At 46.3% G+C, this 14,230-nt stretch carries 13 protein-coding genes and 1 tRNA gene; 8 read left to right on the top strand and 6 right to left on the bottom strand.

What is annotated here, in order from left to right:
* The first annotated feature begins 24 nt into the window (after positions 1-24).
* A complete protein-coding gene (locus MSG34_RS17445) occupies positions 25-1,341 on the top strand; it encodes a multifunctional CCA addition/repair protein (RefSeq protein ID WP_248338795.1) in 1,317 nt (438 codons plus the stop codon).
* A gap of 101 nt (positions 1,342-1,442) precedes the next feature.
* On the opposite strand, the gene MSG34_RS17440 is transcribed toward MSG34_RS17445, so the two are convergent.
* The 3 genes from MSG34_RS17440 to folB are packed head-to-tail and all read right to left on the bottom strand — an operon-like array spanning position 1,443 to position 3,100.
* On the bottom strand, positions 1,443-2,246 hold the full coding sequence (locus MSG34_RS17440) for an undecaprenyl-diphosphate phosphatase (protein ID WP_019826869.1): 804 nt from the start codon (positions 2,244-2,246) through the stop codon (positions 1,443-1,445).
* Positions 2,247-2,261: 15 nt separating this feature from the next.
* Positions 2,262-2,744 carry a 2-amino-4-hydroxy-6-hydroxymethyldihydropteridine diphosphokinase gene (gene folK / locus MSG34_RS17435; RefSeq protein ID WP_248338793.1) on the bottom strand — a complete coding sequence of 161 codons (483 nt, stop codon included), beginning with the start codon at positions 2,742-2,744 and terminating at the stop codon, positions 2,262-2,264.
* Positions 2,741-3,100: a dihydroneopterin aldolase gene (folB, locus tag MSG34_RS17430; RefSeq protein WP_004735969.1), complete on the bottom strand. Its 360-nt coding sequence runs from the start codon at positions 3,098-3,100 to the stop codon at positions 2,741-2,743. The genes folK and folB overlap by 4 nt, the downstream gene beginning before the upstream one ends.
* A gap of 138 nt (positions 3,101-3,238) precedes the next feature.
* Between folB and plsY the strand changes: the two genes are divergently transcribed.
* Entirely contained in the window at positions 3,239-3,835 is a 597-nt protein-coding gene (gene plsY, locus MSG34_RS17425) for a glycerol-3-phosphate 1-O-acyltransferase PlsY (protein WP_009847793.1), read from the top strand.
* Positions 3,836-3,878: 43 nt separating this feature from the next.
* Here the strand turns inward: plsY and MSG34_RS17420 are convergent, their stop codons facing one another.
* On the bottom strand, positions 3,879-4,694 hold the full coding sequence (locus MSG34_RS17420; protein ID WP_086971310.1) for an alpha/beta hydrolase: 816 nt from the start codon (positions 4,692-4,694) through the stop codon (positions 3,879-3,881).
* A gap of 106 nt (positions 4,695-4,800) precedes the next feature.
* Entirely contained in the window at positions 4,801-5,817 is a 1,017-nt protein-coding gene (tsaD, locus tag MSG34_RS17415; protein WP_019826876.1) for a tRNA (adenosine(37)-N6)-threonylcarbamoyltransferase complex transferase subunit TsaD, read from the bottom strand.
* A gap of 258 nt (positions 5,818-6,075) precedes the next feature.
* Between tsaD and rpsU the strand changes: the two genes are divergently transcribed.
* The 6 genes from rpsU to MSG34_RS17385 all read left to right on the top strand — a co-directional run bounded on the left by rpsU (position 6,076) and on the right by MSG34_RS17385 (position 12,287).
* The gene (rpsU, locus tag MSG34_RS17410) at positions 6,076-6,291 is read left to right on the top strand and encodes a 30S ribosomal protein S21 (RefSeq protein ID WP_004396009.1); all 216 of its coding nucleotides are present in this window, start codon (positions 6,076-6,078) and stop codon (positions 6,289-6,291) included.
* Positions 6,292-6,316: 25 nt separating this feature from the next.
* Positions 6,317-6,760: a GatB/YqeY domain-containing protein gene (locus MSG34_RS17405; RefSeq protein WP_017069475.1), complete on the top strand. Its 444-nt coding sequence runs from the start codon at positions 6,317-6,319 to the stop codon at positions 6,758-6,760.
* A 119-nt stretch (positions 6,761-6,879) separates the two neighbouring features.
* Positions 6,880-8,631, top strand: a complete 1,752-nt coding sequence (gene dnaG, locus MSG34_RS17400) for a DNA primase (RefSeq protein WP_248338791.1) — start codon at positions 6,880-6,882, stop codon at positions 8,629-8,631.
* Between the two features lie 99 nt (positions 8,632-8,730).
* Positions 8,731-10,575 carry an RNA polymerase sigma factor RpoD gene (rpoD, locus tag MSG34_RS17395; protein WP_048614894.1) on the top strand — a complete coding sequence of 615 codons (1,845 nt, stop codon included), beginning with the start codon at positions 8,731-8,733 and terminating at the stop codon, positions 10,573-10,575.
* A 163-nt stretch (positions 10,576-10,738) separates the two neighbouring features.
* Positions 10,739-10,814 (top strand) — tRNA-Ile (locus MSG34_RS17390).
* A gap of 204 nt (positions 10,815-11,018) precedes the next feature.
* Complete coding sequence (locus MSG34_RS17385; RefSeq protein WP_248338789.1) at positions 11,019-12,287, top strand: O-acetylhomoserine aminocarboxypropyltransferase/cysteine synthase; 1,269 nt, start codon at positions 11,019-11,021, stop codon at positions 12,285-12,287.
* A gap of 102 nt (positions 12,288-12,389) precedes the next feature.
* On the opposite strand, the gene glmS is transcribed toward MSG34_RS17385, so the two are convergent.
* Complete coding sequence (gene glmS / locus MSG34_RS17380) at positions 12,390-14,222, bottom strand: glutamine--fructose-6-phosphate transaminase (isomerizing) (RefSeq protein WP_050643142.1); 1,833 nt, start codon at positions 14,220-14,222, stop codon at positions 12,390-12,392.
* Positions 14,223-14,230: the final 8 nt, after the last annotated feature.

The raw sequence follows: 14,230 nt of genomic DNA, 5'->3' as shown, positions 1-14,230 counted from the left end.
AATTACGATTAATGGAAAGTACCATTGCTTGCAGTAAAGTCCAGCAGTGATAAAACATTTCGAGGTGATAAGTTGCAAATTTACGATAGCCTACCAAAAGACAACGGGCTACAACGCTATCTAGTCGGTGGAGCCGTGCGCGATAAGCTGCTCAATATTGATAGTTATGATAGAGACTGGGTCGTGGTAGGGAGTACCCCTCAAGAGATGGAAAACCTTGGCTTTACTGCTGTGGGAAAAGATTTCCCCGTATTCTTGCACCCAAAAACCAAAGAAGAGCACGCACTGGCTCGCACTGAGAGAAAATCCGGTTCCGGTTACACTGGCTTTGAGTGCTACTTCGCTCCAGACGTGAGTTTGGAAGAAGATCTGATGCGTCGAGATCTGACCATCAACGCTATAGCTCAAGATGATAAAGGCCAACTTCACGATCCTTATCATGGTCAGAAAGATCTCTCAGATCGTATCTTAAGACACGTTTCAGACGCTTTTGTTGAAGACCCTCTTCGTGTACTGCGTGTGGCTCGCTTCGCCGCCAAGCTTCACCATCTTAACTTCACGGTTGCACCTGAAACCATGGATATGATGAGTGAGATCGTCCAATCTGGTGAGCTGGCACACCTCACTGCAGAGCGAGTTTGGCAAGAGTGGCATAAGTCTCTTAGTACGCCGCACCCTGAAGTGTTCCTCTCTATATTGAAAGAATGTGGTGCATTGGCAGTCGTATTACCTGAGATTGACGCTCTATTTGGCGTCCCTCAACCTGAGAAATGGCACCCTGAAATCGACACGGGTATTCACACCCTGATGGTTGCTCAGCAAGCCGCACTATTAAGCCCATCGCTACCGGTACGCTTTGCCGCTCAAGTGCATGACTTAGGTAAAGGCGTTACACCAGAAAACGAATGGCCAAGCCACAAAATGCATTGCCACACAGGCTTAAAAATCATTAAGAAGCTGTGTGAACGAGTCAGAGTACCCAATGAGTTCAGAGACCTTGCATTGTTAGTGTGCGAGCAGCATTCTAATATCCATCGTGCAGGCGAGCTCAAACCAACCACCTTTCTCAAGGTTCTCAACAAGTTTGATGTTTGGCGTAAGCCAGATAGGCTCGACGATATACTGCTTTGCTGCCAAGCCGATCACGCAGGCCGAAAAGGATTAGAAGAGCAGCCGTATCCTCAAAAAGCGCGTTTTGAAGTGGCTTACCAAGCGGCGCTGCAAGTCGAAGTTAAGGCGATTATTGCCGATGGTTTTCAAGGCAAAGATATTCGAGAAGAGCAAGAGAAGCGCAGAGCGGTGGCTATTGAAAACGCGTTATCAGAACTCACTGATAGTTAGTCTTCACTCCGTTAGTAAGCACACATTAAAAAACCCGCAACTTAAGCGGGTTTTTCCGTTTCAATCTGTAGGACGAAACATTTGTCTTCGTAGGTCGAGCGCTACTGCATCATCAAGAAAGCAAATAGACCAAAACCTAGAATCAGGCGGTAAATAACAAACGGTGTCATACCCATACGAGAGATAAGCTTCAAGAAGAAGTGGATACAGATATAAGCACTAATGAAAGAAACCACGATTCCCGTTAGTAAAGTGCCCACATGGATTGGGTCACCACTGGTCACTAACTTCAGACCCAAATAACCACCAGCCAGAGTGATGATTGGGATAGACATCAAGAAAGAGAATCGAGCCGCTGCTTCACGTGTGAAACCAAGGTAAAGCGCCGCAGTAATAGTTGCGCCAGAACGAGACGTGCCCGGAATGATCGCCATTGCTTGAGCAAGACCAATAAACAGCGCCTTTTTCCAACCCGCTTGGTATTCGTCATCGCGCAGGCTTGAGTTCTTGTCCACCCACCATAGCAATAGACCAAAGATAATCGTTGTCGTCGCGATCACCCACGCACTGCGTAAGTAAAGCTCAACAATATCTTTCATCAGCAAGCCAAAGATACATGCAGGAATCGTCGCGAGAATGATCATCCACGCTAACTTCGCTTCTTTACTGCGATCGCCTTTAAACACTGAACCAAAGAATGCGCTCAACAGAGAGACCACTTCTTTACGGAAATAGATAACCACGGCTGCCAAAGTACCAACGTGGACAGCCACATCAAAAGCCAAGCCTTGATCTTCCCAACCTAAAACAGCAGAAGGAAGGATTAAGTGTGCAGAACTGGAAATAGGTAAAAACTCAGTAAAGCCTTGCACCAACGCCAATATAAACGCTTCAAAATAACTCATTACTTACCTTAAAAATTATAGTTTTATATCTACGACAGAGAGCGAATCTAATTGCTGCATCTTCTGCCATATTTCACTGACGGTTCTTCCGTCTTGCGGGATAACTCTCGCAGGACAAAGATCATAAAGCGGTTGTGTTACAAAAGGATATTTGTAGATATCACTGCGTGGCAGCTCTGGATCGCTATCAGAAATCTCCTCTCCAAACAGCACAATATCAAGATCGAGTTTTCGATCTTGTAGTTTGTGCGCATCTTGAGAGCGACCCCATTTAAACTCAATTTTACGCAGCTGCTGTGAAAATTCAGTCAATGAGAGTGACGTGTCGAGCTCTATCACAAAGTTATAAAACGGATGGCCATTAAAACCCACGGGCTCACAGTGATAGATTTTAGAGCATTTAAGGTTAGTCCCTAACGATTGAAGCTCTGTCCATGCCACCCTTGCATGCTTATCGCGGTCTATGTTCGTGCCAACACCAACATAGGCTACTGTCATGCTTGACCTCGTTCGATGATCACACCAACGGCTTTTGCTTGTGGCACTGCGCCAGGTTTAGCCAAGCGGATTTTAATCCACGGCACAGAAAATTGAGTCATGATCAATTCAGCGACTTCTTCAGCCACACGTTCAACCAATAGAAATCGGCCATTCGCAATGTGATCAAGTACAGCTGTACTCACAGTCGAGTAGTCCAAAGCATCAACCACATCATCACTCTTACCCGCTGGGCGGTTGTCATGAGCCATTTCAATATCAAGCACAAGTTTCTGTTTAATCTCTTGTTCCCAATCGTAAACACCGATCGTTGTAATTACTTCTAGCTGTTCAATGAAAACTTTATCCAGTGCCATGACTTGTCCTTTTAGAGGTCGGATACCCATATGGGGGAAAAAAACGTATTATTTGCGTAATTCGAGATATGATATCAATTACTCTTGGATTGAGCATTATTTTCCCATCGTTAGGCTTATAACCGTTTAAGGAAAGACATGACCCCATTGGCACTAATCATGATCATTGCAGCCTATTTGCTAGGTTCAATCTCTAGTGCGGTCTTGATATGCCGAGTCTTAAGACTTCCTGATCCAAGAACGGTAGGCTCCAATAACCCGGGCGCCACCAATGTACTGCGCGTTGGCGGTAAAGGCGCCGCTGCTGCCGTCCTCCTGTGTGACATGCTGAAAGGCACTATCCCTGTCTGGCTTGGCTACTACCTCAAGATCGACCCAATCATTCTTGGGGTTGTCGCAATTGCGGCGTGTCTAGGTCATATGTATCCGATCTTCTTCCACTTCAAAGGTGGTAAAGGCGTGGCAACTGCACTCGGAGCTATCGCCCCAATAGGATTCGATCTAACCGGAATGATCATGGCAACTTGGTTAGTGGTCGCGTTTTTGTTTCGTTACTCTTCTTTAGCTGCACTGGTTACTGTGCTACTTGCCCCTTTCTACGCTTGGTTAGTCAAACCTCAATACACACTGCCTGTAGCCATGTTGTGTTGTTTGATCGTGTTGCGTCACCATCAGAATATCCGCCGCCTACTCGATGGCAGCGAACCAAAACTCGGACAAAAAAAATCGGCTTAAACTGTCACGTCTAAGCCGAACCATAATATTCAGTATTTAAAGCTTACAGCAGATGTTTATCTAAAAACGTCTTCAGCATTGTGTTCACAAACTCTGGTTGCTCTAACGAGCTAATATGACCTGCGCCAGGAATCACCACTAATTCACTGCCCGTAATGCAATCGTGCATTAGGTATGACTCAAGTACCGGACGTGGTTTATCTTCTTGTCCTACAGCAATCAAAACAGGCAGAGCAAAGTTCTCTACCGATTCAATCATATCGCGACGTCCAAACACCATTCGACCAATTCGTGCCACTTCTTCAGCGTTGTCGCCCTCAAGAGCTGATAACTGCTGAGTAAAACCTTCAACTAAAGCTGGCGTGTTGGTTTGAGCATCATTAGCGAAGAACAGTGGCACAACCGCTTCAACAATTGGCTGAGGAACCGTCTTGGTTTGAGTGATGGTATCTAACATGCTGAAGTACTTAGCGTGAGCAACTTCTGGTTCTAAACCCACAAAAGTATCCATTAGAACCAAAGACTTAATACGTGAAGGTGCAAGTTCCGCTAACTCAGTACCCCACATACCGCCAACCGATAAGCCAACCACTGAGAATTCTTCGATCTCTAAATGATCAAGCAGAGCCAAAACGTGCTGAGCGTAATCTTTCAAGTTACGCATCGAAGTGGGTGCTGCTTGAGATTCACCATGAGACCAAAGCTCTGGAACAATACAGCGATACTGAGTTTTTAACGCTTCGATCTGCGGCTTCCACATTGCACTATCCCAAAGGTAGCTGTGGCCGAGTACAACAACAGGGCCTTGACCTTCATCTAGGTACGCCATCGATTGATTGTCTACTGTGAACTTGTTCATTTTCTTCCCTAATCTCTATCAGCAATTATTTATCGACATACAGTCGGTAAGCTAGGATATAAAAACGGCCGCACAAGGCGACCGTTTATCGAAACACTATAGTCAATTACGCAATTGGCTCTAGCTGGTCAATAGGCCAACGCGGTGTGGCATGAACAGACAAATCAGCCGTTTCGCCATTCTTCAGGCGCTGCATGCCCGCATAAGCGATCATCGCACCGTTATCTGTACAGAACTCAGTGCGTGGGTAGTACACCTCACCACCGATTTTCTTAGCAAGAGCTTCAAGCTCAACACGCAGTTGCTTGTTGGCACTTACACCGCCAGCAATCACTATACGTTTCATGCCTGTTTCTACCAAGGCGCGCTTACACTTGATTACTAAGGTTGCACAAACAGCTTCTTGGAATGCGTAAGCAATATCAGCACGAGTCTGGTCATCATTATCGTTATCACGAATGGTATTCGCTGCGAACGTCTTCAGACCAGAAAAGCTCATATCTAAACCCGGACGATCGGTCATTGGACGCGGGAACTTAAAACGACCCGGAGTGCCTTTTTCTGCCAAGCGAGAGAGCAGTGGACCACCAGGGTAATCTAAGCCCATCAGTTTCGCGGTTTTATCAAACGCTTCACCCGCTGCATCATCAATCGATTCACCAAGGATTCGGTATTCACCAATGCCTTTCACTTCTACCATCATGGTATGGCCGCCAGAAACCAGCAGAGCCACAAATGGGAATGGCGGTGGGTTGTCTTCTAACATTGGCGCAAGAAGGTGACCTTCCATATGGTGAACAGGCACAGCAGGCACCCCCCACGCATAAGCAATACTGCGACCAATCGTTGCACCTACAAGCAGTGCACCCACTAAACCAGGGCCAGCTGTGTAAGCCACACCATCAATGTCTTTCGACGTTAGGTTCGCTTCAGCTAATGCCGCTTTAATAAGGGGAATTGTTTTTTTCACGTGGTCACGCGAAGCTAGCTCAGGCACCACACCACCGTAATCGGCGTGCAGCTTTACTTGGCTATATAATTGATGAGAAAGCAGCCCTTGCTCATCATCATAAATCGCGATTCCTGTTTCATCACAAGAGGTTTCAATACCAATAATGCGCATAATTTTCTCGGCACGCTTTCGTCTAAAATGGGAAATTAGCGCAATATTACCCTGCCTAAGCTCTTCAAACAAATATTGTACAGACTATAATCGACAAAGTGCTTTACAAAGCCACTGTGATCGGATTAAAATTCCGCACCATTTTTGATCAAGCTGGTTAATGGCCAAACGCGAATAGAGAGTTAGCTCGATGGGTAACTTCTCTGATTTGGTACTGAGTGGCCAGCGATAATGAATAACCCCTGAGGTGAAAGGCATATGCCAATAGTTAAAGTACGTGAAAACGAACCGTTCGACGTTGCACTACGTCGTTTCAAGCGCTCTTGTGAAAAAGCAGGTATCCTTTCTGAAGTTCGCCGTCGCGAGCACTACGAAAAGCCAACTACAGTTCGCAAACGCGCTAAAGCAGCAGCTCAAAAGCGTCACGCTAAGAAGCTAGCTCGCGAAAACGCACGTCGCGTTCGCCTGTACTAATAACTTAATCCATAAGGACTGAGTTATGGCTCTTATTGAACAACTCAAAGAAGAGCAAAAATTAGCGATGAAAGCCAAGGACAAACCGCGCCTTGGCACTATCCGCTTAGCTCTTTCAGCAATTAAGCAACGTGAAGTTGACGAACGGATCACTCTGAACGATGACGACATTCTTGCTGTATTAGTTAAAATGGTTAAGCAACGTCGCGATTCTGTTGCTCAATATGAATCAGCAAATCGTCAAGATCTTGCTGACGTGGAAAAAGCAGAAATTACGGTACTTGAAGGCTTTATGCCTCAACCGCTAACTGATGAAGAAGTTATTGCACTACTTGATAGCGCAATCGCCGAAGCTCAACCAGCGGGCATGCAAGACATGGGTAAAGTAATGGCTATCTTGAAACCACAAATTCAAGGGCGTGCAGATATGGGTAAAGTTAGTGGTTTAGTTCGTTCTAAACTCGCTTAATCCCAAATCAAATTGCAACAAGCCGTGCAATCCTTCGGAACGCACGGCTTGTTTGTATCTGTAACCTATTCAAACTATTATTATCCACACTCTCAGTTAGTGCATTTTTCTAAGGTTTTATGGCAGGACACATCCCGCGTAGTTTCATCGATGATCTCCTAGCGCGTCTCGACATTGTCGACATTGTGGACGCACGCGTGAAACTTAAGAAAAAAGGCAAAAACTATGGTGCTTGTTGCCCATTCCACAACGAAAAGACCCCTTCTTTTAGCGTAAGCCAAGAAAAACAGTTTTATCACTGCTTTGGTTGTGGCGTACACGGTAATGCTATCGACTTCATTATGGAGTTCGAACGTCTCGATTTTGTTGAAGCTATTGAAGAGCTAGCCTCTTTCTTAGGCCTCGATGTTCCTAGAGAACAGCGCAGCGGCGAGATATCAACAGCACCAAGAGCCAACAGCGAACAAAAACGTAACCTCTACGATTTGATGGGCGGCATCAGTAATTTTTACCGCTCTCAACTGAAAATATCAGCCAACAAACCTGCGATTGATTACCTAAAAAATCGTGGTCTTTCGGGCGAGATCGTCCAGAAGTTTGGTATTGGTTATGCGGCCGATGAGTGGGACTTAGTTCGTAAGAACTTTGGCCAACAGAAAGAAGCCCAAGACATGCTCGTGACTGGCGGCATGCTAATTGAGAACGATAAAGGTAACCGATACGACCGATTCCGTGGACGCGTAATGTTCCCGATTCGTGATCGTCGTGGCCGTGTGATTGGTTTTGGTGGTCGTGTATTAGAAGACGGCACACCAAAATACCTCAACTCACCAGAAACACCTATATTCCATAAAGGTAAAGAGCTTTACGGCCTTTATGAAGTGCTGCAAGCCTACCGTGAACCGCCGCAAATACTTGTGGTTGAAGGTTACATGGATGTCGTGGCACTCGCGCAATATGGTGTCGATTACTCAGTGGCATCACTGGGCACCTCAACAACTGGCGACCACGTTCAAATGTTGTTCCGTCAAACCAGCACTGTGGTTTGTTGTTACGATGGTGACCGAGCAGGTAAAGAGGCCGCATGGCGCGCACTCGAAACCGCACTTGAGTATCTGAAAACGGGCAACACGCTTAAGTTTCTGTTCTTGCCCGACGGTGAAGACCCAGACAGCTATATTAGAGAGCATGGCAAAGCCGCTTTTGAACAGCTGGTCCATAATGCGACGCCGCTTTCGACCTATTTGTTCGATAACCTGATTGAAATACACAAGTTAAACTTGGGAACAACCGAAGGGAAATCAGCACTGCGTGCACACGCCAGCGCCTTGATTAACAAAATTCCTGACAGTTACTTCCAAGAATTGCTCGAAAAACTGCTCGATGAGCGAACTGGATTTGATAACCAATTGCGACGTGCGCGTGTTCATACACAGAACCCGACACCTCAGCCGCATAAAGAGCTGAAGCGCACTCCAATGCGTGAAGTTATCGCTTTGCTTATCCAAAATCCGAGCTATGCTGATATGGTACCGGATTTATCAAGTGTCAAAGGCTTACAGTTGCCTGGGCTAAGTTTATTCGTCGAAGTACTTGATAAATGCCACGCGCATCCCCATATCAACACAGGCCAATTATTAGAGCATTGGCGACACAATAAACATGAGGCTCTTCTGTCTCGTCTCGCGAGCTGGGAAATCCCCCTCGACGAAGACAATCAAGAAGACATATTTTTAGACTCATTGGACAACATACTTGCCCAGTGCGTTGAAAAACAAATTGAAAACCTGCAGGCCAAAGCAAGAAGCGTCGGTTTATCAGCCGAAGAAAAAAGGGAGCTACTAGCTTTAATGCTAGATCTAAAAGCGTAACCCTGTTTGATTAGTCAGCATTTAATAAATTTGTTAACATAATTGGTTTGCATTTGAGAATGCAACGTCCTTCACCAGACCTGAAGTTGGATATCATCTATGGATCAAAATCCGCAGTCACAGCTTAAATTACTTGTTATTAAAGGCAAGGAACAAGGCTATCTGACCTACGCCGAAGTAAACGACCACCTACCTGCAGAAATCGTGGATTCTGAACAGGTAGAAGACATCATTCAAATGATCAACGACATGGGTATCAAGGTAGTTGAAACTGCACCTGATGCTGATGATCTAGCACTTAATGATGACGATGCCAATATAGATGAAGATGCAGCCGAAGCTGCAGCTGCTGCGCTTTCAAGCGTAGAAAGCGAGATTGGCCGTACTACTGACCCAGTTCGCATGTATATGCGTGAAATGGGTACGGTTGAACTACTGACTCGTGAAGGCGAAATCGACATTGCGAAACGTATTGAAGATGGTATCAATACAGTTCAACTATCGGTTGCTGAGTACCCTGGCACTATTCCATACATCTTGGAACAGTTTGACCGCGTACAAGCAGAAGAGATTCGCTTAACAGACCTAATCAATGGCTTTGTTGACCCTGACGACGATGGCACAGCTGCGCCAACGGCGACTCACATCGGTTCAGAACTTGCTGAAACTGATCTGGAAGACGAAGACAAAGAAGACGCTGAAGACGACGAGGAAGAGGAAGAAGAAGATACAGGTATCGATCCTGAGCTTGCTCTTGAGAAGTTCACAGCGCTTCGTACTAGCTACCAGAACCGTCAGCTAGCGATCAACGAGTACGGCCATGAAAGCCCGAAAGCAATGCTTGCAACAACAATGATGCAAGACGTATTCAAAGAGTTCCGTCTAACACCAAAACAGTTTGATTACCTAGTAAACGAACTGCGTAACTCTATGGATCGCGTACGTACTCAAGAACGCCTAATCATGCGTCAAACGGTTGAGTACGGCAAAATGCCGAAGAAATCTTTCATTGCTCTATTTACTGGCAATGAATCTAGCGAAGCATGGTTGGATGAAGTTCTTGCTTCAGACAAGCCATACGCAGAAAAGATCAAACGTAACGAGCACGACATCCGTCGCTCTATCCAAAAACTGGATATGATCGAACGTGAAACGTCTCTTACTGTTCAAAGCATCAAAGATATCAGCCGTCGTATGTCTATCGGTGAAGCGAAAGCTCGTCGTGCGAAGAAAGAGATGGTTGAAGCGAACTTACGTCTAGTAATCTCGATTGCTAAGAAGTACACAAACCGTGGTCTACAATTCCTGGATCTAATCCAAGAAGGTAACATCGGTCTGATGAAAGCCGTAGATAAGTTTGAATACCGTCGTGGTTACAAGTTCTCTACTTACGCTACGTGGTGGATCCGTCAAGCAATCACTCGTTCGATTGCCGACCAAGCTCGTACTATCCGTATTCCGGTTCACATGATCGAAACGATCAACAAACTAAACCGTATCTCTCGTCAAATGCTACAAGAGATGGGTCGTGAACCACTTCCGGAAGAGCTAGCTGAACGCATGCAAATGCCTGAAGACAAGATCCGCAAAGTACTGAAAATCGCTAAAGAGCCAATCTCAATGGAGACACCAATCGGTGACGACGAAGATTCGCACCTAGGTGATTTCATCGAGGATACAACACTAGAACTACCTTTAGACTCTGCAACGGCAACAAGCCTACGCGGCGCAACTAAAGACGTTCTTGCTGGCCTAACGCCTCGTGAAGCTAAAGTACTGCGTATGCGTTTCGGTATCGACATGAACACTGACCACACTCTTGAAGAAGTGGGCAAGCAGTTCGACGTAACTCGTGAACGTATCCGTCAGATCGAAGCAAAAGCACTGCGTAAACTTCGTCACCCAAGCCGCTCAGAAACTCTGCGTAGCTTCCTAGACGAGTAATCACACGCTTTAGTGCGGTTAGCTTTTAAGCATAAATAAGAAAAGGTGAGCGTTGGCTCACCTTTTTTTTATCTGTGTGATTTAAGTGGCTAAGATGTAAGCGGAATTGCCCCTTATAGTGTCTAGACACCACTGAATGCTTCCCCTATAATCTATGCCCTACGGCCCCTTAGCTCAGTGGTTAGAGCGCACGACTCATAATCGTTCGGTCCCCAGTTCAAATCTGGGAGGGGCCACCAAATTAGAAAAGCCAGAACAGTTCACGCTGCTCTGGCTTTTTGCTTTTCTGGTTACGTACCAATCACGCCCTGCACTTCCTAACCAATAACGAATCGTCCCGCACACAATTCCAATTACCTCTCTGTGACTAAACATACTTTTCTTTTATAAAAAAATCGGCAATATGAGAGTACATAAATCGCTCAATAGTTCAGGGAAGACTCATGAAAGACGAAACACTCTCGATTCACTTCGGTTACGATACTGATCCAACCACCAAATCGGTTGCCACTCCTATCTACCAAACCGTCGCTTACGAATTCGATGACGCACAACACGGCGCCGACCTCTTCAACCTTGCTGTGCCTGGCAATATCTACACTCGCATAATGAACCCAACCAACGATGTGTTAGAAAAACGCATGGCAGCCTTAGAAGGGGGCATTGCAGGCTTAGTGGTGAGTGCAGGCAGTGCTGCAATTAACTATGCGATTCAGACGTTGGCGCAAATCGGTGACAACATTGTTTCAACGCCTCAGCTTTACGGTGGTACTTACACCCTATTTGCTCACATGTTGCCAAACCAAGGGATCGAAGTTCGTTTTGCTAAAGACGATAAACCAGAAAGCTTAGCGGCACTGATTGACGAAAAAACCAAGGCGGTTTACTGCGAAAGTATCGGTAACCCAGCAGGTAATATCATCGACTTAGAACGTGTTGCAGAACTTGCCCACGCACAAGGTGTGCCAGTGATTGTTGATAACACGGTGGCGACGCCTGTGCTATCTAAACCTATCGATTTTGGTGCTGACATCGTGGTGCATTCACTAACCAAATACGTGGGTGGTCACGGTACAACGTTAGGTGGCGTGATTGTCGACTCAGGCAAATTCCCATGGGCACAGCACAAGGACCGCTTCCCTGTGTTTAATCAGCCAGAGCCTTCTTACCATGGTGTGGTTTATACCGAGGCCTTTGGTGAGGCTGCGTTTATTGGTCGTGCTAGAACGGTTCCCCTGCGTAATACAGGTGCAGCACTGTCACCAATGAATGCTTTCATGTTGATGCAAGGTTTGGAGACTTTGTCGCTGCGCATGGAGCGACACACAGAGAATGCCTTGAAAGTAGCGGAATACCTCAAGCAACACGAGAAAGTCAGCTGGGTAAGTTACGCTGGCCTGCCTGATTCAGAATTCTATCCACTCGCTGAAAAGTACATGCAAGGTAAGCCATCGGCCATTCTATCTTTTGGTTTAAAAGACGGTTATGAAGCCGGTGTTCGCTTCTATGATGCACTGCAAATCTTCAAACGTTTGGTCAACATTGGCGATGCGAAATCGCTCGCTTGTCACCCTGCTTCGACGACACACCGTCAACTAAGCGAAGCTGAACAGAAACAAGCCGGTGTATCACCGGAGATGATTCGCCTCTCAGTAGGTATCGAGCACATTGACGATATCTTGGCTGACCTAGAGCAAGCACTGAGCGCTTAATGACGCTACAGCTAGCTCTAACACTGATCGTTAAGTAACAGACATAAAAAAGCCCATCACAGGATGGGCTTCTTATTATCTATTTCTTAGATAAGCTGTCGATTACTCAACTGTTACCGCTTTCGCTAGGTTACGAGGCTGGTCAACGTCGGTACCTTTGATTAGCGCTACGTGGTAAGACAGTAACTGCATCGGTACTGTGTAGTAGATAGGCGCTGTTACTTCACTTACGTGAGGCATCTTGATGATCTTCATGTTCTCATCACTTTCAAAGCCAGCGTCTTGGTCAGCAAATACGTAAAGTAGACCGCCACGAGCACGTACTTCTTCAACGTTCGATTTCAGCTTCTCTAGCAAGTCGTTGCTTGGTGCAATAACGACAACAGGCATATCTGCATCGATAAGAGCCAAAGGACCGTGCTTAAGCTCACCAGCAGCGTATGCTTCTGCGTGGATGTAAGAGATCTCTTTCAGTTTAAGAGACGCTTCCATCGCGATTGGGTAGAACTCACCACGCCCCAAGAACAGTGTGTGATGCTTATCAGCAAAATCAGGTGCTAGCGCTTCGATCTCTTTATCAAACGCTAATGCTTTCTCGATATCAGCAGGCAGTTGGTGAAGAGCTTGAACGATTTCCGCTTCTTTCTCTTCATTGATACGACCCTGTAGGCGACCAATTGACGTTACCATCATCAGCATCGCTGCTAGTTGAGTTGTGAAAGCTTTAGTAGAAGCAACGCCGATCTCTGTTCCTGCGCGAGTCATGAAGGCAAAATCAGACTCACGAACCAACGAAGAACCTGCAACGTTACAGATAGTCATTGCTGACATGTAACCCTTCTCTTTTGCAAGACGAAGTGCAGCAAGCGTATCCGCTGTTTCACCAGACTGAGACAGGGTCACCAATAGGCTGTTCGGACGAACAACGAAATCACGGTAACGGAATTCAGAAGCAATCTCTACGTCACAGCTTACGCCAGCTAGAGATTCAAACCAGTAACGCGCAGCCATGCCTGAATTGTAAGACGTACCACATGCTATGATCTGCACGTGTTCAACCTTGCTTAGGATCTCTTCAGCTTTAACGCCGATCGCGTTAGTGATAACCGAAGTCTCAGAGATACGGCCTTCCATCGTGTTGATCAGCGCTGTTGGTTGCTCAAAGATCTCTTTCTGCATGAAGTGACGGTATTGACCTTTATCGCCTGCGTCATGTTCAGCGTTTGATTCAACGATTTCACGCTCAACACGCTCGCCCGCGACATCAAATACAGTAACATCACGACGAGTTACCTCAGCAACATCACCTTCTTCTAGGTACATGAAGCGACGAGTTACGCTCAGTAGTGCCAGTTGGTCAGAAGCAAGGAAGTTCTCGCCGACACCAAAACCGATAACGATCGGGCTACCAGAACGAGCCACTACAATACGGCTAGGATCTTTGCGATCAACCGCAACCGTGCCGTACGCACCGTCTAATTGTTTTGCTGTTTTCTGTAGCGCTTCAACCAAAGAAGCTGAAGTGCGAAGTTCCCACTCAACTAAGTGAGCAATAACTTCTGTATCCGTTTGTGAAGTAAACACGTAGCCACGCTCTTGCAGCATAGCGCGCAGTGCTTCGTGGTTTTCGATAATGCCATTGTGTACAACGGCAATATCACCAGACATGTGTGGGTGTGCGTTCGCTTCAGATGGCTCACCGTGTGTCGCCCAACGTGTATGAGCGATACCTGTACCGCCAATCACTTGTTGCTCTTCTACTGCGTCAGCTAGCTCTTGTACTTTACCTAAGCGGCGTACACGAGTTAGGTTAGATTCAGTATCGACGACAGCGACACCTGCTGAATCGTAGCCACGGTATTCTAGACGACGAAGGCCTTCTACTAAAATTTCAGCTACATCACGCTGTGCTACTGCACCAACAATTCCACACATAGTTTCAC

Source organism: Vibrio sp. 1CM2L (assembly GCF_023161695.1).
In the GTDB taxonomy this organism is placed as follows: domain Bacteria; phylum Pseudomonadota; class Gammaproteobacteria; order Enterobacterales; family Vibrionaceae; genus Vibrio; species Vibrio coralliirubri.
The sequence above is the reverse complement of the archived record's forward strand: the minus strand, read 5'-3'. Positions and strand labels throughout refer to the sequence as shown.

Excerpts from the sequence above, each read along its gene's own strand:
- MSG34_RS17440 (WP_019826869.1), bottom strand. The coding sequence starts at position 2,246 with ATGAGTTATTTTGAAGCGTTTATATTGGCGTTGGTGCAAGGCTTTACT.
- folK (WP_248338793.1), bottom strand. The coding sequence starts at position 2,744 with ATGACAGTAGCCTATGTTGGTGTTGGCACGAACATAGACCGCGATAAG.
- folB (WP_004735969.1), bottom strand. The coding sequence starts at position 3,100 with ATGGCACTGGATAAAGTTTTCATTGAACAGCTAGAAGTAATTACAACG.
- plsY (WP_009847793.1), top strand. The coding sequence starts at position 3,239 with ATGACCCCATTGGCACTAATCATGATCATTGCAGCCTATTTGCTAGGT.
- MSG34_RS17420 (WP_086971310.1), bottom strand. The coding sequence starts at position 4,694 with ATGAACAAGTTCACAGTAGACAATCAATCGATGGCGTACCTAGATGAA.
- tsaD (WP_019826876.1), bottom strand. The coding sequence starts at position 5,817 with ATGCGCATTATTGGTATTGAAACCTCTTGTGATGAAACAGGAATCGCG.
- rpsU (WP_004396009.1), top strand. The coding sequence starts at position 6,076 with ATGCCAATAGTTAAAGTACGTGAAAACGAACCGTTCGACGTTGCACTA.
- MSG34_RS17405 (WP_017069475.1), top strand. The coding sequence starts at position 6,317 with ATGGCTCTTATTGAACAACTCAAAGAAGAGCAAAAATTAGCGATGAAA.
- dnaG (WP_248338791.1), top strand. The coding sequence starts at position 6,880 with ATGGCAGGACACATCCCGCGTAGTTTCATCGATGATCTCCTAGCGCGT.
- rpoD (WP_048614894.1), top strand. The coding sequence starts at position 8,731 with ATGGATCAAAATCCGCAGTCACAGCTTAAATTACTTGTTATTAAAGGC.
- MSG34_RS17385 (WP_248338789.1), top strand. The coding sequence starts at position 11,019 with ATGAAAGACGAAACACTCTCGATTCACTTCGGTTACGATACTGATCCA.
- glmS (WP_050643142.1), bottom strand. The coding sequence starts at position 14,222 with ATGTGTGGAATTGTTGGTGCAGTAGCACAGCGTGATGTAGCTGAAATT.